Origin of the sequence: Burkholderia sp. LFS061 (assembly GCF_047978125.1) — a bacterium.
GTDB classification, from domain to species: Bacteria; Pseudomonadota; Gammaproteobacteria; order Burkholderiales; family Burkholderiaceae; genus Burkholderia; species Burkholderia pyrrocinia_C.
In genome coordinates this window covers 69552-90206 of sequence record NZ_JBFPFS010000005.1, presented here as the reverse complement: position 1 = coordinate 90206, position 20655 = coordinate 69552, and the positions used below count along the sequence as shown (strand labels likewise).

Annotated in this window: 18 protein-coding genes and 2 pseudogenes; 11 read left to right on the top strand and 9 right to left on the bottom strand. The window is 65.3% G+C overall.

What is annotated here, in order from left to right; genetic code table 11:
- Positions 1-9 precede the first annotated feature (9 nt).
- From ACNQQL_RS06270 to ACNQQL_RS06250, 5 genes are all read right to left on the bottom strand, one after another.
- On the bottom strand, positions 10-996 hold the full coding sequence (locus tag ACNQQL_RS06270) for a TauD/TfdA family dioxygenase (RefSeq protein ID WP_347063590.1): 987 nt from the start codon (positions 994-996) through the stop codon (positions 10-12).
- A 77-nt stretch (positions 997-1073) separates the two neighbouring features.
- Positions 1074-2384: a diaminobutyrate--2-oxoglutarate transaminase family protein gene (locus ACNQQL_RS06265; protein WP_347063589.1), complete on the bottom strand. Its 1311-nt coding sequence runs from the start codon at positions 2382-2384 to the stop codon at positions 1074-1076.
- A gap of 198 nt (positions 2385-2582) precedes the next feature.
- Positions 2583-3533, bottom strand: a complete 951-nt coding sequence (locus ACNQQL_RS06260) for a UDP-glucuronic acid decarboxylase family protein (protein ID WP_347063588.1) — start codon at positions 3531-3533, stop codon at positions 2583-2585.
- 153 nt (positions 3534-3686) lie between these two features.
- Positions 3687-4406, bottom strand: coding sequence for a thioesterase II family protein (locus ACNQQL_RS06255; RefSeq protein ID WP_347063587.1), 720 nt, complete (start codon positions 4404-4406; stop codon positions 3687-3689).
- A complete protein-coding gene (locus tag ACNQQL_RS06250; RefSeq protein WP_347063586.1) occupies positions 4397-4669 on the bottom strand; it encodes a hypothetical protein in 273 nt (90 codons plus the stop codon). Before ACNQQL_RS06250 ends, ACNQQL_RS06255 begins: the two co-directional genes overlap by 10 nt.
- A 363-nt stretch (positions 4670-5032) precedes the next feature.
- Between ACNQQL_RS06250 and ACNQQL_RS06245 the strand changes: the two are divergent.
- Positions 5033-5292: pseudogene (locus tag ACNQQL_RS06245) on the top strand (transposase); the annotation flags it as partial.
- Positions 5293-5294: 2 nt separating this feature from the next.
- Here ACNQQL_RS06245 and ACNQQL_RS06240 read toward each other — a convergent pair.
- Positions 5295-5539 (bottom strand): annotated as a pseudogene (locus ACNQQL_RS06240) (helix-turn-helix domain-containing protein); the annotation flags it as partial.
- 326 nt (positions 5540-5865) lie between these two features.
- The gene (locus tag ACNQQL_RS06235; protein WP_347063585.1) at positions 5866-7257 is read right to left on the bottom strand and encodes a PLP-dependent aminotransferase family protein; all 1392 of its coding nucleotides are present in this window, start codon (positions 7255-7257) and stop codon (positions 5866-5868) included.
- Between the two features lie 381 nt (positions 7258-7638).
- On the opposite strand from ACNQQL_RS06235, the gene ACNQQL_RS06230 reads away from it, so the two are divergent.
- The 10 genes from ACNQQL_RS06230 to scpA are packed head-to-tail and all read left to right on the top strand — an operon-like array spanning position 7639 to position 17582.
- The gene (locus tag ACNQQL_RS06230) at positions 7639-8121 is read left to right on the top strand and encodes an MSMEG_0572/Sll0783 family nitrogen starvation response protein (RefSeq protein ID WP_059599615.1); all 483 of its coding nucleotides are present in this window, start codon (positions 7639-7641) and stop codon (positions 8119-8121) included.
- A gap of 19 nt (positions 8122-8140) precedes the next feature.
- Positions 8141-9163, top strand: coding sequence for a Nit6803 family nitrilase (locus ACNQQL_RS06225; protein WP_347063584.1), 1023 nt, complete (start codon positions 8141-8143; stop codon positions 9161-9163).
- The gene (locus ACNQQL_RS06220) at positions 9156-10226 is read left to right on the top strand and encodes an MSMEG_0568 family radical SAM protein (protein WP_347063679.1); all 1071 of its coding nucleotides are present in this window, start codon (positions 9156-9158) and stop codon (positions 10224-10226) included. The genes ACNQQL_RS06225 and ACNQQL_RS06220 overlap by 8 nt, the downstream gene beginning before the upstream one ends.
- A gap of 2 nt (positions 10227-10228) precedes the next feature.
- Positions 10229-10789: an MSMEG_0567/Sll0786 family nitrogen starvation N-acetyltransferase gene (locus tag ACNQQL_RS06215; protein WP_347063678.1), complete on the top strand. Its 561-nt coding sequence runs from the start codon at positions 10229-10231 to the stop codon at positions 10787-10789.
- Positions 10786-11772 carry a sll0787 family AIR synthase-like protein gene (locus ACNQQL_RS06210; RefSeq protein ID WP_347063583.1) on the top strand — a complete coding sequence of 329 codons (987 nt, stop codon included), beginning with the start codon at positions 10786-10788 and terminating at the stop codon, positions 11770-11772. Before ACNQQL_RS06215 ends, ACNQQL_RS06210 begins: the two co-directional genes overlap by 4 nt.
- Complete coding sequence (locus tag ACNQQL_RS06205; RefSeq protein ID WP_347063677.1) at positions 11769-12953, top strand: MSMEG_0565 family glycosyltransferase; 1185 nt, start codon at positions 11769-11771, stop codon at positions 12951-12953. Before ACNQQL_RS06210 ends, ACNQQL_RS06205 begins: the two co-directional genes overlap by 4 nt.
- A 9-nt stretch (positions 12954-12962) precedes the next feature.
- Positions 12963-13247, top strand: a complete 285-nt coding sequence (locus ACNQQL_RS06200) for an MSMEG_0570 family nitrogen starvation response protein (protein ID WP_175819247.1) — start codon at positions 12963-12965, stop codon at positions 13245-13247.
- Between the two features lie 56 nt (positions 13248-13303).
- On the top strand, positions 13304-14605 hold the full coding sequence (locus ACNQQL_RS06195) for an MSMEG_0569 family flavin-dependent oxidoreductase (RefSeq protein WP_347063582.1): 1302 nt from the start codon (positions 13304-13306) through the stop codon (positions 14603-14605).
- A gap of 5 nt (positions 14606-14610) precedes the next feature.
- Positions 14611-15444 carry a Pnap_2097 family protein gene (locus ACNQQL_RS06190; protein WP_347063581.1) on the top strand — a complete coding sequence of 278 codons (834 nt, stop codon included), beginning with the start codon at positions 14611-14613 and terminating at the stop codon, positions 15442-15444.
- Positions 15441-17582, top strand: coding sequence for a methylmalonyl-CoA mutase (scpA, locus tag ACNQQL_RS06185; RefSeq protein ID WP_347063580.1), 2142 nt, complete (start codon positions 15441-15443; stop codon positions 17580-17582). Before ACNQQL_RS06190 ends, scpA begins: the two co-directional genes overlap by 4 nt.
- A 64-nt stretch (positions 17583-17646) precedes the next feature.
- On the opposite strand, the gene ACNQQL_RS06180 is transcribed toward scpA, so the two are convergent.
- Entirely contained in the window at positions 17647-19740 is a 2094-nt protein-coding gene (locus ACNQQL_RS06180) for an acetate--CoA ligase family protein (RefSeq protein WP_347063579.1), read from the bottom strand.
- 12 nt (positions 19741-19752) lie between these two features.
- Positions 19753-20529: an enoyl-CoA hydratase/isomerase family protein gene (locus ACNQQL_RS06175; RefSeq protein WP_347063578.1), complete on the bottom strand. Its 777-nt coding sequence runs from the start codon at positions 20527-20529 to the stop codon at positions 19753-19755.
- Positions 20530-20655: the final 126 nt, after the last annotated feature.

Below are 20655 nucleotides of genomic sequence, written 5' to 3'. Positions count from 1 at the left end.
TCGCGCTGGCTAACGGTCGGCCATTTCTTCACTGTCGGGGGAGTACGGGTCCAGCAATGACACGACGACCTTGCGCTCGCCTTCGAATGGGTTGCGGCCATGCGCGAAGCGCATGTTGTCGACCAGCAGGACGTCGCCTCGTTGCCATGGAAACGTGATGGCGCAGTCGCGGAATGCGTTGCGGATCTGCTCGATGTCGGCGAGATCGAATGGACTCCCGTCGCCATAGAAAGCGTTGCGCGGAATACGGTCATTGCCGAACAGGCTGACGATCGAACTGGCGAGCGATGCTTCCAGGTTCGAGATATGGAACAGATGTGCCTGATTGAAGAACACCCTGTCGCGGGTTACCGGATGGTAAGCCACACCCTGGCTGATCTGTGCGGTGCGTAGCGTGTCGTCGTCGAGCCATTCGAGCTCGATGCCGTTGTCCGCGCAGAAGGCCGCAACCTGGCTGCGGTCGCAGGTCTGAAAGACGGTTTCCCACGGAATGTCGACGTGCCGCCGGTAGTGCCTGACATAGCGGACCTGTTTCGCCTCGAAGTTCTGCAGGATGCGCGGTCCGATCCTGCGGCTCACCTCGCGCATGTCGGCAATCGGCGTTTCGCCGCCGGTCGTGGCCGGAGCAAGGCAACAGAATGCCACTCTCAGCGGCCAGCTTCGTTGATACGCGTTTTCGCAATGAAGTGCGATTGTCTCGCTCGGCGGATACTCGGTTGCGGTGAATATGCCATTGCCGATCGAGGTGCGCGGAGTGGAACGATAGACGTAGTCGGACTTATGGGCCGAAATCGCGTCAGCAAACGCTTCGAAGCCGCCCACGGATGAAACGTCGAAGCCACGAAACAGGAGCGCGCCATGTTCGAGAAGCCGGGATTCCAGCTCCACCCGGTTGTCGTTCACCGCCAGCACGATATCGCGCCCGTTCGACGCAGGCTCCAGCAGCCACGGAGAACTCCCGTCGACAAGCAGCTTGCGTTCCGTCATGCCCAGCATGGTCAATAGTCCTTTTCTGAACGTGGATCACGGCGAAACCCGAACCGGTCGGTCTGCATGGTCGCGCCGCGGTGCGGCTATGCACGGCAAGCCGTTTCCACCGCATGCTCGAAGCGATTGAGAATCTCGTGGATATCCGCTTCCGAAACGATCAGCGGCGGCAGGAACCTGAGTACCGCGCCGTTGCGGCCGCCGGTTTCGATGACGAGTCCGTTTCGCAGGCAGTTCAGCTTGATGGCTTTTGCCCGTTCTGCATGGGTTGGGCCTGTTTGGCCATGTGGGCCGGGTATGACGACTTCAACGCCGATCATCAGGCCGCGGCCGCGTATCTGGCCCAGACAGGGGAAGCGTTCGGCAACCGCTTCGAGGCCGGCAACCAGTAGTTTTCCGACTCTGTCAGCGTGCGCCGACAGACCGTCTCGTTCGACGATGCGCATGGTCGACAAGCCGGCCACCATCGCGATCTGGTTGCCTCGAAAGGTGCCGGCGTGCGCGCCGGGCGGCCAGGTGTCGAGGCGCTTGTCATAGACCACCACCGATAATGGATAGCCGCCGCCGAATGCCTTCGACAACACCAGTACGTCCGGCTGGATGCCGGAATGTTCGATCGCGAACAGCGCGCCGGTTCGACCGAGTCCGGTCTGCACTTCATCGACGATCAACGGGATTTCATGCCGCAGCGTCAGGTTGCGCAACTCGATCAACCAGGCGTCGGAAGCGGGGATGCAACCCCCTTCGCCTTGCACGACTTCGACAATGATTGCCGCCGGTTTCGTTATCCCGCTCTCGGGATCGGACAGGACGGTCCGAATATAGTTGATGCTGAGTTGATCGGTCGCCGAGCCATCGGTGCCGAACGGGCAGCGAAAAGCATAGGGATAAGGCAGGAAATGAACGTCGCGTCCATTGCCGCCGGCCGATTTCGGCGTGAGATTTCCCGACACGGCGAGTGCGCCGGCCGTCATGCCGTGGTAGGCGCCGTGGAACGCCATGATCGTCGAGCGGCCCGTATGGTGCCTGGTCAGCTTGATAGCCGCTTCGACGCCATCCGCCCCACTGGGACTGCAAAACTGGATCTTGCCGGATTCGGCGATCTTGTTGGGCAAAAGCGAGAAAAGCTGCTCGACGAACGCGTGCTTTGCCGGCGTCGCCAGGTCGAGTGCCTGTTGAATTTGATCGGACGACAGAAACCGCATGACGGCTTCATTGACTTCCGGGTGATTATGTCCGAGCGCGAGCGTACCTGCATTTGACAGACAGTCGATGTATTCCTGCCCCTCGGAGTCGCGTACCCGTATGCCTTTGGCATGGGTAAACAGCCGTGGGAAAGATGTCGCGTAGGTTCGCGCCTTCGATTCGACATGCTTCAGATACTCAAGTTTTTCCATGCGAGGAGATCTGGCTTGCGAGGCGGATTGATGGACACTGGCATTGCTTCATCCTGGCCAATGGCGTAACGGTACGGCCTGATTGGAGCATGTAGTCCATATCGCGTCTGTCACGTAAAAATGGGACACAGGCGATGCAACGTCACTACGTCATGCCATCGCATCCCGATCATCGAAGCGTGGTTTCCGGACGCGGCGTCAAGCCGGCATGGTCGCGCGAAAATAGTCGATGGTCCGCCGGAGCCCCGCTTCGAGCCCGACCGTCGGCTCCCAATCGAGGTGGGTGCGTGCGAGGCCAATATCGGGGCAACGTTGTGTCGGATCATCCTTCGGCAGCGGACGGAATACGAGCCGCGACTTCGAGCCCGTCAGGCGCAAAATGATCTGCGCAAGTTCGCTGACCGCGATCTCGTGCGGATTGCCGAGATTGATCGGGCCGGTGAGGTCCGCGGGCGTGGCCATCATCCGGATCAAACCGTCGACCATATCGTCGACATAGCAGAACGCCCGGGTCTGGCTGCCGTCGCCATACAGCGTGATGTCCTCGCCGCGCAGCGCCTGCACGATGAAGTTGGAAACCACGCGGCCGTCATTGGGATGCATGCGCGGCCCGTACGTGTTGAAGATGCGTACTACCTTGATTCGCACGTTTTGCTGGCGGTGATAGTCGAAGAACAGGGTCTCCGCGCAACGTTTTCCTTCGTCGTAGCAGGCGCGCGGCCCGAGCGGGTTGACGTTGCCCCGGTAACTCTCCGGTTGCGGATGCACATCGGGGTCGCCGTACACTTCGCTTGTCGAGGTTTGCAGAACGCGTGCGTGCGTGCGCTTGGCGAGCCCCAGCATGTTGATCGCGCCCATCACACTGGTCTTGGTGGTCTGCACGGGATCGAATTGATAGTGGATTGGCGAAGCCGGACAGGCGAGGTTGTAAATCTCGTCCACCTCGACGTACAACGGAAAGGTCACGTCGTGGCGCAGCGCCTCGAAGCTCGGGTTGCCGAGCAGCGCAGCCACGTTCTGCTTCGTGCCGGTGAAATAGTTGTCGACGCACAATACGTCGTGACCGAGTTCGACCAGGCGCTCGCAAAGATGCGAACCGAGGAAACCCGCGCCACCTGTTACGAGGATTCGCTTTCGATTACGTTGCACAATTGCACTCCAAGTATCGCGCGCAAGGAAGCGACGCGCGGCCTCCAGGCATGCTTGACCGGCCCGCGGCTCCGGCATGGAAGCCGATAGGGCGCACGAGCCTCTTCATTCGACACGGCACCGGTCGGCACGCCGATCGCGAGGATCGGCCCGTCATGCCTGCAGTGCGCTCGACGCAACGTGTTCCGCGCGCCGCAGGCGCGCCGCGATGATGCCGGCCATCGCCCGCATTTCGCTTCTCATGAAGAAATGATCTCCTTCGATGACGTGAAAATCGAACCGCCCGGTCGTCTCGGCGCCCCAGCCTGCAACGGAATCAACGGGGACCTGTTCATCCGCCCGGCCCGCGAACGCGGTGATGTCCACCGCCAGCCTGCGCCCGGGCACGGGCCGGTAGTTTTCGATCATCGTGAAATCCGCCCGCAGCGCCGGCATCAGCAGCGCCATCAGTTCGCTGTTGTCCAGTACCGGCTTCGGCGTGCCGCCCATCTCGTGCAGTGCATCGAGGAAGGCGCGGTCGTCCAGCGCCTGCATGCGTCGAACAGGTCGCTCCTTGCCCGGTGCGGCGCGCCCGCTCACGAACAGATGCCGCAGGTTCGGTTGCGCCTGGGCGGGAAGCCGCAGTGCCAGTTCGACGGCAATAGCCGCGCCCATGCTGTGTCCGAGCAGTGCGAAGGGACGATCGAAGCAGTTGTCCAGGTCGCACAGCAACACGTCGATCAGCGTCGACATGTCTCGTACGGCAGGCTCGGACAGGCGGCTGCCTCGGCCTGCAAGTTCATGACGGCACACTTCGATGCCGGGCAACAAGGCTTGCAGACCACGATAAACGGCGGCCGAGCCGCCCGCATAGGGGAAACAGATCAGACGCATGCGAGCGGGTACTCGAGCGGCTCGCTTGTTACTGGCGCACAGGAGATCGCGCTGCGGAAATTCACGTGTTCGGTGTTTTTCACCATTAAAGTTCCGGTCATGATTGCCATGGCGATGCATCGGCAATCTTCACTTGGAGAGAAACGGGCGCGACAGCCAGGCGCCGCGGTTCGCACGTCGATAGCCGGTTCGTCATCGCGGTACAAAGGCAGTGCGTGAAGCACACCGGAAGTCATGGAAGCATTGATTTGCTTCGTGAACATTCAAGATGCGCGCCGCTCGGATTCGGAATACGCCCGATCCGGTTTGGCATGAGTTAAACATGAGGCCGCGTGGATGTATGTCGTAGGAAAAGGGGACGCGCGTAGTCGAAAATGTCGTCCCCTGATTTCACACCTAAATTAAGGCTGGTTTTGTTGCGTTTTTTTCCTCGTTTTAAGCATTACGCAGTATCGAAGGTCTGCGCCTGGCAAATTGACGCGCAAGCACATGCGCGGGCTGGTGCGGCCATAACGAATTTCGACGCACGATTGCCGCCCCATCAATCCGATCTGGCGCGCGAAGCACGAAAAGATCTGAACCGCCCCGGGTTTTGTGAAGGCTCCAACTCTTGGGAGAATGGAGCCATGAACAGGAAGCCAAGCAAGTTTTCCCGGAAGTCCGAGCGCGCGCAGTGCGCTTGGTACGCGAGCAGCGTAGTGAACACCCATCGATGTGGGCGGCAGTCGAATCGATTGCACCGATGATCGGCTGCACGCCGCAGACGCTTCTGGATTGGGTCAAATGCGACGAGGTCGACCGTGGGGAACGCGATGGCGTGAGCACGGCCGAGCGTGAACGTATCAAGACCCTGGAGCGCGAGGTCAAAGAATTGCGTCGGACCAACTGTGCGAACACGCGACCGACCGTGGTGAGGGTGACGCGACGCGTGGTGCGTTCGAAGAGGCGTACGCCGAGCGCTCCTCGAGCTTGTCGATCCGGCGACTCGAGGCGGGCGGGGAAATGCTGACCGTCTCCGTGGCCTTGTGGAAACTTCCCGTTTCCACTACCGCGCGCAATGCTTGCAAGTCGTTCAAATCGAAGTTGATTCCCGCGGGCAAGTCTCTGCATCTCGGATGCGGAGCATTTTGCATGATTCTGCAGGGACTACCGTACTGGCGTTGCATGCATCCGCGCAACCCTTGGTCGTTACCGCCCGCGTGAAGTGGGCGGCGGTTTTGCAAGATCGTCCGGCGTTCGGAAACCAGGGCGCCGCGGCCTCGGTCGACGCCGTGTCGGTTGCGCCGATGCGAAGACGCTCGCCGACCGAGCAGATGTGAGCGGGCGCTGCCACGCACTGCCGGCGAAAGAGACGGTCCGCGCTTTGCCGATTGCCACAGGGTTCCGGGTTGAAACGGTGGCGGGCCACACGGACAGGTCTGAAGTTCGAGTTTTCGTGCCGTCGAGTCCGGATCGGCCGCTACATTGCCGCACTGTAAAGATGATGTGCGTCGGTCAGTGCGTCGGCGACGAGCTGCAAGCCGTCGCGGCAGCTCTCCCGATCCTGCGGGCCGCCAAGGCAGATGCGAATCGCGGCCGGCGGGTTTCCGTCCGTCGAAAACGCGGTGCTTGCGACAGCGGCGACGCTCCGGCTCCGCAGATGCTGTGCCAGGTCGGGCGCAGTCCACTGGCACTCGCGCGGAATCGGCAACCACAGATGGAAACCGTCGGGATGCGCATCGAAAGGCCACGCGCCGAGAATCCGGCCTGCGATCGCCTGCCGTGCATGCGCCTCGGATCGAATCGCGGCCAGCATCTCGCGCGCCGTGCCGTCGTTGACCCATTGGGTGGACAGCAGCATCGTGAACGGGCTCGGCATCACGGTCGTGGCACGCAATGCTCCGGCAATGCGCTGTGCTTCGCGCACCGTCGGCGCCAGCAGGTACGCGATTCGCAGCCCGGCGCCGAGGTTCTTCGACATGCCAGTCACATAGTAGGTCAGCTCCGGCGCCAGCAACGCCAATGGCGGCGGCGCGCTCCGTGGCAACATCGTGTAGGCGTCGTCCTCGATGATGGGCACGTTGTAGCGCGTCGCGATATCGGCCAGCGCTTCGCGGCGTCTGAACGGTATCGTGAGCGTGCTCGGGTTCTGCAGGGTCGGGTTGCAGTACAGCGCGGCAGGCCGTCCGCTTCTGCAGAGCGATTCGAACGCATGCGGCAACGGTCCGTCGTCGTCCCGTGGCAGCGGCTGCAACTGCACGCCCAATTGTGACGCGATAGCCTTGATGCCGGGGTAAGCGAGCGAATCGAGGCAGATCGAATCGCCGCGGCGCGCAAGCCTGGAGATGAGCGCGACAAGGGCGCTGTGGATACCCGGGCAGACCAGTACGGCGTCGCCGCTGCAGCCGGGCAGGCGATTGGCCAGCCATGCGCGTCCGGCGGCGCGATCCGCCGGTGTGCCGCCGAAATCCTGGTATCGCATCAGCTGGTAAGGATCCGCTGCATCGAACAATGCCGCAGCCGATTGCTGCAGCCGCCTGGCCATCTCGGGCGGCTCGGGCGGCATGTTCATCGACATTTCGATGCTGCTCCCGCCCGACAGCGGAATCGTTCGCGTCGGGCCGCGCACGAATGTGCCGCTTCCCGCGCGTGTATCGAGCAAGCCGCGCCGGCGAGCTTCCGCATAAGCGCGGGCCACCGTCGTGTAGTTGAGGTTCAGCGCACTGGCGAGATCGCGCAGCCCGGGCAGGCGGTCGCGTGGTTTCAGACGGCCCGCGGCGAGATCTTCCTCGATGAGGTCGGGGATCAGCAGGTACGCCGGTTTCCTGCTTTCCAATAGTCGCTTCGACCAATGGCGGATTGCGTTGTCCATACCTGTTTCCGGTTAATCGTTCCGCACGACGTTAGCATCATGCATTAATCGTAAATATATATATTGCCCCTCTACGGGCAGATGATTGCATTGATCGCATCGTGTATCGGACTGATGCATCGATGCACGGTCGATGCGCACGAACCCCTTCGCGCTGCATCAGTCCGGTGCGCGTGCGCGCGCTGGACGGTCGTTTCCCGTCCGAGCCCGATCGGATCACGCAAGGATCGGACCGACGGCAGAGACATTTATCGATTGAATGATTGGAGAGTGATTGCATCAGGTCGGGGACCGGTTGGCATATGCGTTGCGTTAATGAGCTCGCCCGGATTCGAAAACGTTCGGGAACATCGTTCAACTCATTTGCAAACGGAGCGTGCCATGCCCGCAGTCAATCAGCCTCTGCACAAGAAAGGAGATTTCCTCGTCGACTACGAGGAAAAAGTATTCGAAGACGTCAAGGCGGAGCCGGGCGAGAAGGCGCTCGTGACGTTCCACACGGTTGCGTTCGAAGGATCGATCGGCTTCGTGAACCTGCTGCAGGCGACGCGCCTGCAACGCAAAGGATTCGAGACGTCGGTGCTGCTCTACGGCCCCGGCGTGACGCTCGGCCTGCAGCGCGGGTTTCCGACGCTCGGCGACGAGGCGTTCCCCGGTCACCTGAACTTCAACAAGCAACTCGTCAAGTTCATGGAAGAGGGCGGGAAGGTCTACGCGTGCCGCTTTGCGCTTCAGGCGCTGTACGGGCACGGCGAAGCATCGTTGATCGAGGGCATCCGACCGATCAATCCGCTCGACGTGCTGGATATCCAGTTGCTTCACCGCAAGGAGAACGCGCTGATCATCCACACCTGGACCGTTTGATCGAACGACGGGTGCCATCATGTCCGACAAACGCATCGTCCGGGCGGCAGCCGTCCAGATCGCCCCCGATCTGGAACGCGCCGGCGGGACGCTCGACAAGGTCTGTGCGGCGATCGACGAGGCCGCCGGCAACGGTGTCCAGCTGATCGTCTTCCCCGAAACATTCGTGCCGTACTACCCGTACTTCTCGTTCGTGCGGGCGCCGGTCGCATCCGGCGCCGATCACATGCGGCTCTACGAGCAGGCCGTGGCGGTGCCCGGCCCCGTGACGCATGCGGTCGCCGAGCGCGCACGGCTGCACGGGATGGTGGTCGTGCTCGGTGTGAACGAGCGCGACCACGGCAGCCTGTACAACACGCAGCTGATCTTCGACGTCGACGGGCGCCTCGCGGTGAAGCGCCGCAAGATCACGCCGACGTTTCACGAGCGGATGATCTGGGGACAGGGCGACGCGGCCGGACTCAAGGTTGCGCAGACCGGCGTAGGACGGGTCGGTGCGCTCGCGTGCTGGGAGCACTACAACCCGCTCGCCCGTTATGCGCTGATGACGCAGCACGAGGAAATTCATTGCAGCCAGTTCCCCGGATCGCTGGTCGGCCCGATCTTCGCGGAGCAGATCGAAGTCACGATCCGTCACCACGCGCTGGAATCGGGCTGCTTTGTCGTCAACGCGACCGGCTGGCTGACGGATGCCCAGATCGAGTCGATCACGGGCGATCCAAATCTGCAGAAAGCCCTGCGCGGTGGATGCAATACAGCGATCGTGTCCCCGGAGGGCCAGCATCTGGCCGAGCCGTTGCGCTCGGGCGAAGGGATGGTGATCGCCGACCTGGACATGTCGCTGATCACCAAGCGGAAGCGAATGATGGATTCGGTCGGCCACTATGCGCGGCCGGAGCTGCTGAGTCTTGCCATCAACGATCGGCCGGCGACGACGGTGACCCCGATGGGGGTCAGCGGGTCGGCTGCACGCGACTTCGAGGGAAACTGCCATGAGCGCGAACGCGAAACCGTCGGTGCAGAGCCGGCAATTGATGACTGAACTGCAGTCGGTCGGGCTGCGCCTCGCGGACCCCCGGGTTGGCGCCGCGAGCCGGCGCGGCGGCGCGGGGCCGTCCGATCACAAGGCCGTGACGGTCGACGGCGTGACCATCATGGTGCCGGTGCACACGAGCACCGCGTGGGAATCGCCGTTCGTCGCGGCGGAGCCCGACGCGGAAGGCGTCAGCCTGCTCTCGCGCGGCACCATCCCGATCGCGAGTATCAGCTTTCCGTTGAATCCGCGCTTCTACGCATTGCAGACGCTGGAGGGCGTGCCGTATTCGCACATCGCGACGCTGCATGGTGCCGACGTGCTGGCGACCACGGTGTTGCAGACCTGCATTCGCTACGAGAGCCGGCGCAAGACCTGCCAGTTCTGCTCGATCGGTCAGTCGCTGGCAGCCGGCCGGACGATCGCCCGCAAGACGCCTGAACAACTTGCCGAGGTCGCGCGAGCGGCGGTCCTGCTCGACGGCGTCAAGCACATGGTATTGACGACCGGCACACCGCCGACACCGGATCGCGGCGCCCGCGTACTGTGCGAAAGCGCCTTTGCGATCAAGGCGGCCGTCGATCTCCCGATCCAGGCGCAATGCGAGCCGCCCGACGACGACGGCTGGTTCGAGCGGATGAAGGCAAGCGGGATCGATACGCTGGGCATGCATCTGGAAGCCGTGACGCCGGACGTGCGCGAACGGATCATGCCGGGCAAGGCGAGCGTGCCGCTGTCCCGGTACCTGGCGGCATTCCGCGCGGCTGTCGCGGTGTTCGGCCGCGGACAGGTCAGCACCTACATCCTCGCCGGGCTCGGCGACAGCGCGACGGCGATTCTCGACATGTCGCGCGAACTGATCGGGTTGGGCGTGTATCCGTTCGTGGTGCCGTTCGTCCCGATCAGCGGCACGCCGCTGGAGAGTCATCCCGCGCCGTCACCGGACTTCATGCGGGCGGTGCTCGAACCGCTCGGCGCCATGCTGCGCGACGCCGGAATGCGCTCCGCCGACATCAAGGCAGGCTGCGGAAAATGCGGCGCCTGCTCGTCGCTTTCGACCTACGAGGCATGACCATGTACTGCGTAGAGATGGGGCTGGCCGATAGCCGCGACACGTATCGGCCTGCCGAATACCGGATCAAATGGGCGGAGCTTCCCTGGGAAATCGACGAAGCGCACAAGCTGCGCCGGGCCGTATTCTGCATCGAGCAGGGGATCTTCGTCGGCGACGATCGAGACGATATCGATCGCCACGCGCAATTGCTGGTTGCGGTCAGCTGCTGCGCCGGGCTGCCGGAGCAGGTGGTCGGCACGGTGCGGATTCATGAAACCGTGCCCGGAACCTGGATGGGTTCGCGGCTCGCGGTGCATCCGGCGTTTCGCAGGCAGGGCAGGATCGGCTCGATGCTGATCGCGCTGGCCGTCAGCAGCGCGCATACCGAAGGTTGCCGGACCTTCGTCGCGCACGTGCAAGCGCAGAACGTGCCGCTGTTTCGTCGGCTTCACTGGGATGCGCTCGGTGAAGAAACGTTGTTCGGACGTCCTCATCAACTGATGCAGGCCCAGCTTGAACACTATCCGCCGTGCGGCACGCCGTTCGAGGGTTTCGTCCTGCGCTCGGAGGGGCGGCAATGAGTGTCGAAGATCGCATCGCAACGCTGCGCGCAAGCCGCGGCTTCCAGCACAAGCACGACATCTCCGGCGTGGTTGCGTCGCTCGCGGCGGCATTGCCGAACGGCGAACGGGATCTCGCACAGGCTGTTGCACTCGGTGACGACTGCGCGGCGATTCCCGACGCGGACGGCTACCTGCTGTTTGCGATCGAGGGCATGGTCGGTGATTTCGTCGAGTCGATGCCGTGGTTCGCCGGGTACAGCGGCGTGATGGCGAATGTCAGCGATATCTACGCGATGGGTGGGCGGCCGATCGCCGTTGTCGACGCATTGTGGAGCGACGGAATCGACACCGCGCGGCCGGTGCTCGCCGGGATGGCCGCGGCTGCGTCGGCGTACGGCGTGCCGATCGTCGGCGGCCACAGCAACACGCGCAGCGCGCAGGGGCAATTGGCCGTATCGATCCTCGGCCGGGCGCGCGCGCTGCTGTCGAGCTTCAGCGCGCGGCCGGGCGATCGCCTGATGATGGCGGTCGACCTGCGCGGCGCATTCGAGGAGCCGTATCCGTTCTGGAATGCGTCGGCCGGCGCGCCGCCGGCCCGGCTGCGTGGCGATCTCGAGATTCTGCCGACGTTGGCTGAAGACGGGCTGTGCGATGCCGCGAAGGATATCTCGATGGCGGGCGTGCTCGGTACGGCGCTGATGCTCGTCGAATGCTCGCGCGTCGGTGCGCGCATCGAACTCGACGCGATCCCGCGTCCGCCCGGCGTCGACTTCGATCGCTGGCTGACGGCCTTTCCGAGCTACGGATTCCTGATGTCGGCCCGGCCGGCGCATGCCGACGCGATCGCGGAACGCTTCGCGGCGCGCGGGCTCGCGTGCGCCGTGATCGGCGATATCGATACAACGCGCGCGGTCGTCGTCGAAGAAGCGGGCGAAACGGCGGTGCTGTGGGATTTCCGGATGGAACCGTTCATGACCGGCGTCGGCGGAGGTGTGCGATGAGCGGCGATACGTTGCGCATCGCGCTGCTGACCCACTCGGTCAATCCGCGCGGCGGTGTCGTGCACGCACTTGAACTCGCCAGTGCGCTGCACGAAGCGGGAAGCAACGTCACCGTGTTCGCGCCGGCCGCGCCGGGCGAGGCGATGTTCCGCGAGGTCCCGTGCCGCGTCGTGCTGGCACGCGTCGATGGCCATCCGCGCAGCGTCGCGGAAATGGTGCGCGCGCGAATTTCCGCGATCAAGCACACCTTGCTGGAGCACGACGCAAGCGGGTTCGACGTTCTGCATGCACAGGACAGCATCACGGGCAATGCGCTGGCCGAGCTGAGGCAGTCAGGCGCAATAGACGGATTCGTACGGACCGTGCATCACCTCGACGTATTCGACGACCCGCAGCTCGAACGCTGGCAGGAGCGCGCGTGGCGAGAGGCGGATCAGGTGCTGTGCGTGAGCGCCGCCTGGGCGGCCACGATGCGGAACACGTTCGGGGTCGACGCAAGCGTGGTGCCCAACGGCGTGAACGTCGCCCGGTTCGCTCGCGCGCACCAGGCGGACATGCAGGCGGTGCGGCAGCGATTCGGCCTGCACGGCGCGCCGGTTGTCCTGGCGATCGGCGGGATCGAGCAGCGGAAAAACTCGATCGCGTTGCTCGAGGCGTTCGCACGGCTGCACGGCACGATGCCCGAGGCGCGGCTCGTGATCGGGGGCGGCGCGAGCCTGCTCGATCACGACGCATACGCGCGCCGCTTCGTCGCGCGCGCCGCCGCGCTCGGGCTGGGGATCGGTGTCGACGAACCCGTCGTGCCGACGGGGCCGCTCGACGATGCGGCACTCGTCGCGCTGATGCACTGCGCCGATGTGGTGTCGATGGTGTCGATCCGCGAGGGATTCGGTCTGGTCGTGCTCGAGGGGCTGGCTTGCGGAAAGCCCGTCGTCGTGTCCGAAATCGAACCCTTTACCGAGTATCTGGACGAGCACGCATGTGTGTGGGCCGATCCCGCCGATGTGGATTCGATCGCCGACGCGCTGTGCGACGCGTTCTCGGGACGGCGTGCTCCGGATTTCGCACATGCCGTCCCCGCGCTGCTGAACCGCTTCACATGGGAAGCGAGTGCGCGCAGGCATCTGGACATCTACCAGGACAGGCTGGCGCAGCGTGCGCAAGCATCGTCCGCCGAGTGAGGAGGAATCATGCCGGTCATGCATTTTCGGGTCCGTTGGCCCGACCAGTCGGAAACCAATTGCTATTCGCCTTCGACCGTGGTGTCGGAATTTTTCACGCCCGACACGCAATACGCGCTCGACGACTTCGTCGAGCGCGCCCGGCGCGCACTGGGTATCGCGTCCGATCGCGTACGCGAGAAATACGGGTTCGCGTGCTCGGCCGCGATGGACGAGCTGGCACGAATCGAAGCGCACGCGGAGCGATTCGCGCCGCAGGGCGATGCGACCGTGACCGTCATCGAACTCGTTTGAGGCGTCCGGCACACGGAAATCCATTGTCGTCTTCAACACACATTCAGGACTGCATCATGTCAAGCGAACCCGTTGTTTCATCCAGCCTCCCGGATATCGATTCCCATCTCGGCGTAGCCGTCATCGGCGGCGGGCAGGCAGGACTGTCGATCAGCTATTACCTGAAGCAGGCAGGTATCGATCACCTCGTATTCGAAAAGGAGACCGTGACGCACACGTGGCGCAAGCAGCGCTGGGACGCGTTCTGTCTCGTGACGCCGAACTGGCAGTGTGCGCTGCCGGGCTATCCGTATCGCGGAGCCGATCCGCACGGCTTCATGACGAAGGACGAGATCGTCGACTATCTCGACGGATTCATCCGCAGCGTCGATGCACCGGTGCTGGAACATACCGCGGTCGAGCGCGTGGCGCGCGACGCGGACGGACGCTATCGCATCGCGACATCACGCGGCACGTACACGGCGGATCGGGTCGCCGTTGCGTCGGGCGGCTACCATCGGCCGATCGTGCCGCGGATGGCCGAGCGGCTTCCGGCAACGATCGTGCAGATCCAGTCGTCGGAATACCGGAATCCGGCCGCCTTGCCGGACGGACCGGTTCTCGTGGTCGGATCGGGACAGTCGGGCGCGCAGATCGCGGAAGACCTTCACCTCGCCGGGCGAAAGGTGTTCCTCGCGGTAGGCGATGCGCCTCGCTGTGCCCGTTTCTACCGGGGCAGGGACGTCGTCGACTGGCTGGCCGACATGCAGTACTACGACATGCCGGTCGATGCGCATCCGCTGCGCGAAGGCGTGCGCGACAACACCAACCACTATGTGACCGGCCGCGACGGCGGGCGCGATATCGATCTGCGCCGCTTTGCCGTCGAAGGGATGGAACTGTACGGCCGGCTGGAGGATTTCACGGGCGGGCAGTTGCGATTCTCCGCGGATCTGTCGGCGCGGCTCGACAGCGCGGACGATACGTACAACCGGATCAATGCCGGCATCGACGCCCATATCGAGAAGAACGGGATCGCGGCGCCGCCTGCGTCGCAGTACGAACCCGTGTGGCGTCCGGCCGGCGAGCGCACGGCGCTCGATCTCGCGGCCAGCGGCATCGCATCGGTCATCTGGTGCATCGGCTTCACCCCGGATTTCAGCTGGCTGGATGCGCCCGTCTTCAACGGTCGCGGCTATCCCGCGCACCGGCGCGGCGTGACACCGGTTTCGGGGCTCTACTTCGTCGGGCTGCCCTGGCTATACACGTGGGGTTCGGGTCGATTCTCCGGGGTTGCGCGCGATGCCGCCCATATCGTCGACCAGATCCAGGCCGAGATAACGGCCGCGCGGTGCTCGGCCCAAAGCCTGGCCGCCTGACGCCGATGCATACCGCCATCCATCGCTATCGGGCCGGCATGCCGCAACTCGCGCACACGGGGCTCGCGGAAAACTGGCTGCTCAAGGAGTGCGGGCAACGCCACTGGGACGCGCTGGCCGCGCATAGCGGCCGCGACGTGCCCGAGTTCTTCGACGATGAGGGGCGGCGTGCCTATGCGTCGTTCGTTGCCGTGCGGGTCGACATGAACCGCCGCCACGCGATTCGCGAGAACGACACGTTCGCGCTTCATGTCGCGCTTCACAGGGTCGGCCCGATTCGCCATTTCAGCGAACAGCGGATCCGGCACGGCGACGAAGAAGCCGGAATCGTGCGGATGATGTCGACGTTCGTGACGCGCGAACATGCCGGCAGCAACCGTTCGGTGATGAAGGCGCGAATGACCGGCGTCGACGGCCGCACCGGACCGGTCCCGGCCGATGCGCTGTCGATGGCGGAACGGGCGAAGAAGTTGCGGGTGCGGGATGCGTCGATCGTGCCGGCGCTCGCCGGCCTCGCGGAGGGCGATGGCGCAAGCGTCTCGTTCGTGCCGTGCCCGAACATGGATTTCAACGGCGCGGACCTGCTGTACTTCGCCAGCTTCCAGGCATTCGTCGACCGCGCGGAATGGCAGCATTACCGCTTCGCGCACGCACCGGTGCTGGCGGCGCGTCAACTGTACTTTCACGGAAATATCGACATCGGCGATGCGTTGACCGTGCGTTTCGTGCGTGCCCGACCCGATGCGGGTGGCTTGCTGCACTGGAGCGAAATCGTGCGCGACAGCGACGGGACGAAGATTGCCGACGTGATCACGCAAAAGCACTGGAGCCGGGCATGAACGAAGCGGCAATCATGGAGCCGGGCGCTGACGTGGAGAGCGTCGCGCGGAACGACCGAGGCGCGCGCACGGTGCCGCTGCGGACACTCTACACGCAGCGCGATCTCGAAGCTGTCGCGCATCTCGACGGCACGCCCGGCGCGTGGCCCTATGTGCGCGGGCCGTACGCGTCGATGTATACCGATCGCCCATGGACGATCCGGCAATACACGGGGCACGCGGACGCGACCGATTCCAATCTCGCGTTTCGCACGGCACTCGAGCAGGGCGCGCAGGGGCTGTCCGTGGCCTTCGACCTGGCCACGCAGCGCGGCTACGACTCGGATTGCGCCGACGCGCGGGCCGATGTCGGCGTGGCCGGCGTCGCGATCGATACGGTCGAGGACATGGTGCGGCTGTTCGACGGCATAGCGCTCGATGCCACGACCGTGTCGATGACGATGAACGGCGCGGTCCTGCCGATCATGGCGGCGTTCGTCGTGGCCGCCGAGGAGCAGGGTGTGCCGCCCGCCCGGATCGGCGGGACGGTTCAGAACGACATCCTGAAGGAGTACATGGTCCGCAATACGTGGATCTTCGAGCCGGCGCCGTCGATGCGGATCGTTGCCGACGTCGCGTTGTGGCTGGCGGAGCATGCGCCGCGCTTCAATGCGCTGTCGGTGTCGGGATATCACTTCCAGGAAGCCGGCGCCGATGCCGTGCTCGAACTCGCGTTGACGCTGTCGAACGCGCGTGCGTACGTCGACACGCTGGCCGCACGCGGCATGCCTGAGGATGAAGCGTGCTCCCGTCTGAGCTTTTTCTTCGGCGTGGGCAGCGATTTCTATACGGAAATCGCCAAGCTGCGCGCGGCGCGTCTGCTGTGGGCTGAGATCGCGCATGCGTGCGGCGCGCGTTCGCCCCGGGCGTGCGCACTGCGCATGCATTGCCAGACATCGGGCTGGTCGTTGACGGCACAAGAGCCGGAAAACAACATCGTTCGCGTGACGGCGCAGGCGATGGCCGCGGCGTTCGGCGGCACGCAGTCGCTGCACACGAATGCGTACGACGAAGCGCTTGCGCTGCCATCGGCGGCGGCAGCGCGCCTCGCTCGCAACACGCAGCTGATTCTGCAGCATGAAACGGGACTGTGCGACACGGTCGATCCGTGGGCCGGTTCGTACATGATGGAATCACTGACGGACGGCATCGCGACATGCGTGCGCGCCGAGCTGGCTGCCATCGACGCGCAGGGCGGCGTGATCGCCGCGATCGAGTCCGGCTGGGTCAAACGGCGCTTGCTGCGTGCCGCGGCCGCGATGCAGGCGCAGGTCGATTCCGGGCGCCGGACCGTGGTCGGCGTGAACCGTTTCGTCGCGAGCGATCCGACGGACGCGTTCATGGTGCGCGAGATGGACGTCCGTCATGTTCGGGCCGGGCAGGCGCGGCGAATCGCAGCCGTCAAGGCCTCGCGCGATCCGGTGCGGGTTGCGACGGCGTTGCGGCGGCTGGCCGACGCGGCGCGCGACGGCACCGGAAACCTGCTCGCACTGGCGATCGACTGCATGCGGGCACGTGCGACCGTCGGGGAGTGTACGCGCGCGCTCGAATCGGTATGGCCGCGGCATGCCGCGGCGGTGGAAGCGGACGGCGAGGGTGTCTACGGCGACCATCGGCGAGGCGACGCCGCATGGCGGGCGGCGAAGGGCCGCGTCGACCGGCTGGCGAAACGGGCGGGACGCCGGCCGCGCATCGTGATCGCCAAGCTCGGCCAGGACGGACACGACCGCGGTGCGGCCGTCGTCGCAGCCGCGCTCGAGGACGCCGGATTCGACGTCCTTCGTCTGCCGCTTTTTCAGCAACCCCCATCCGTGGCGGCAGCCGCGCAGGCGCATGGCGCCGATATCGTCGGCATTTCGTCGTTGTCGGGCGCCCACCTCGAGCTCGTCGAAGGGCTGCTCGACGAACTGGCATCGCATCGCACCGAGATTCCGGTGGTGTTGGGCGGCATCTTTCCCGCCGCGGATGCGCGACATCTGAAGGCGAAGGGTGTCGCGGCGACTTTCGGGCCCGGCGTATCGCTCGACGCGATCGCCGAAGCGCTGTGCGCATGTATCGAGCGGGCTCGGCGTGCACATCCGGCGGACGGCGCGAGCTGATGCGGGACGGCCGGTCGTTCATGCGACAGCGGTTGCGTCGCGCGAACGATCGGCCGCAGCCGCGTCAAGCGAGCACGGCAACGCCGTCGGCCGCTCGCACACCCTGGCCGGCGTCGAGCACGAACAGCGGATTGATCTCGGCTTCGACGAGCCGCTCGCCGAGCTGACGCGCCATCCGCGAGAACGCCACGAGCGCGGCGGCGAGCGCGTCGACATCCGCTTTCGGACGGCCGCGATAGCCGTCGAGCAGCGGCCACGTGCGAAGCTCGCGAATCATCTCGCACGCGTCCCGATGCGACAACGGTGCGTCGGTCGGCAGCATGCGCAGGACCGTATCGTTCAGCACCTCGGCGGTCACGCCGCCCATGCCCAGCAGGATCGCCGTGCCGAGCGGGTCGCGATGCAGGCCGACGATCATTTCGACGCCGCCTGCAACCATTTCCTGCACGAGGAACGCGTCGGGCGCGAAGCCGGCCGCGGTCTCGACGTCGCAGCGCATGCGTGTGAGTCGCGCGCCGATCTCGTCTGCGGCCACGCCGACCGCCACGCCGCCGATATCGCTCTTGTGCGCGATGCGGTTCGACAGAAGCTTGAGCACGACGCGATCGTCGAAGTCGCGCGCAGCCTGCTCTGCATCCGCGGCGGTGCGGACGATGCGTTCCCGCGCGGGCGGGATGCCGAAGCGCGCGAACAGCGCCTTGGCCTGCGCTTCGTCGAGCGGCCCGGCCGGCAGGTCGGCCAGGCCGACCGCACCTGCGTGCCCGGCGGATTCGGCCGCCGCGGCGCGCACCTGCCGGCACCTGGTCTCCCGCATCGCGACCATCGCGCTGGCGACGCTCTCCGGCGACACGAACGCCGGGACGCCGAGCCGGTTCATCGCGCGCGCGACCGCCGGCGCATGCGGGCTGACGAACGCGACCACCGGCTTGTCGGTACCGGGCAAGGCATCGCGAACGGCGCCTGCCATCAGGTCCGGCATCCCGATACTCGACGAGCCCGCGATCACGGCGACGGCGTCGTAGGACGGGCTGTCGGCGAGCGTGCGGATCGCGCGGCGCAGCAGGTCCGGCTGCAGGCCGGCCAGCGTCACGTCGATCGGGTTCCGGTCGAGCACCGCATGATCGCCGGTTTGCAGCGCGCGCAACGCGGCAGCCGTGTCCGGATCCGGTGCGGGCGTGTCGAATCCGGCCAGCCCCAGATTGTCCGCGACGAGCGTGCCGGCGCCGCCGGTCGACGTGAGAATCGCGACCCGCTTGCCGCGCAGCACGCGGCCGGACGCCAGCGCATTCGGCATGTCGAGCAGGTCACCGAACGTGTGCGCGCGGATCACGCCGGCATCGCGGAACAGCGCGTCGTACATCCGGTCCTCGCCGGCCAGCGCGCCGGTGTGCGACACGGCCGACTGTGCGCCGGATTCCGAGCGGCCGATCTTGTGGACGACGATCGGCTTGCCGGCTGCAGCTGCCTTGCGGGCCGCCGCGCGAAAGCGCGCCGGGTCGCGCAGGCCTTCCAGGTACAGCGCGATCACGGACGTGGCCGCGTCGTCGACGAAGAATTCGATGAAGTCGCTCACGTCGAGATCGACCTCGTTGCTGGTCGACACGAGTTTCGACAGGCCCATGCCGCGGTCCGCCGCGCGCGACAGCAGCGCGCCGAGAATCCCGCCGCTTTGGGACACGACGCTGACGCCGCCGACCGTGAAAGCGTCGGTGTCCAGCGCACCGCTGGCGGACAGCGTGACCCCGTCCGTCAGATTCACGACGCCGATCGTGTTGGGCCCGAGCACGCGCATCGATCCTGCCGCCGCTTTCAGCTGCGCCTGGCGGCGCGCGCCGGCCTCGCCGGTTTCGGCATAACCGCTCGCAAGCACGATCGCGGCGGCCGCGCCGCGCCTGGCCAGCGCGTCGACGGCGACGTGGGCACGATCGGCGCCGAGCAGCACGATGCCGACGTCCGGTGCGGCCGGCAGGGAATCGACGTCCGCGTAGCAGGGCAGCCCGGCAATCGACTGATAGCGCGGATTCACCGGATAGATCGCGCCCTTGAATCCGTGCTTCTGCAGATACGCGATGGGACGTCCGGCCGTTTTCGCGGCGTCTGCGGATGCGCCGATGACCGCGACGCTGGCCGGGCGCATCAGTTTGGCGATGGCATTCATCGAAGGCTCCTGTCAGCGCGTGTTGTCGAGAAATTCACGTACGGCGCTGCGGTGCTCGCGGCTCGTGTAGCAGACGGCCTGCGCCTGGCTGCCTTGCGCCAGCATTTGAGCAGCCGACAGTTCGTAACTCTGGTTCAGCAGCGTCTTGCCGAGCGCGAGCGCGGTGGGAGAGCCCTTGATCAGTTCCTGCGCCCAGGCCGTGGCGTCGGCGAGCAGCGTGTCGGGTGCACTGACCCGATCGGCGATGCCCAGTTCGCGCGCCTCGCGGGCGTCGACCTTGCGACCGCTGAAGATCAGGTCCTTGGCCGCCGCCAGTCCGACGCGCCGCGGCAGGAAATACAGGCCGCCGCCATCGGGAACCAGCCCCCGCTTGATGTAGCTCCACACGAACGTCGCTGCTTCGGACGCAACCACGAAATCGCACGACAGCGCCATGTCCGCACCGAGACCGGCCGCGGCGCCGTTGACGGCCGCGATCGTCGGCTTCGGCATCGTGTGCAGCAGCGAGACGGCATGATGGACGCGCTGCTGGCGCGACCAGCCGTTGAACGCCACTTCGTCGGCGGGTGCTTCCATCCGTTGCGCCATGCCGGCGATGTCGCCGCCCGCGCAGAAGCCCTTGCCGTTGCCGGTGACGATGACGGCGCGAACGTCCGGTGCGCGCGCCAGCGAATCGAGCGCGTCGATCAGTTCGGTACGCATCGCGTCGCTCACGGCGTTGCGCTTGTCGGGGCGATTCAGGGTAAGGGTCGCGATATTCGATTGGATCGTGACGTCGATGGTTTGCATGGTCGGTTCCTGCGTCGAAGGCAATGGGCCCGGCGTATTCGCCATGCGGTCGGCACGGCGTTCCGGTCACAGGTAGCGTAGCGTGCCGCGTCGCGCGTGCCATCGCCCCCGTTTCATTGAATGAAA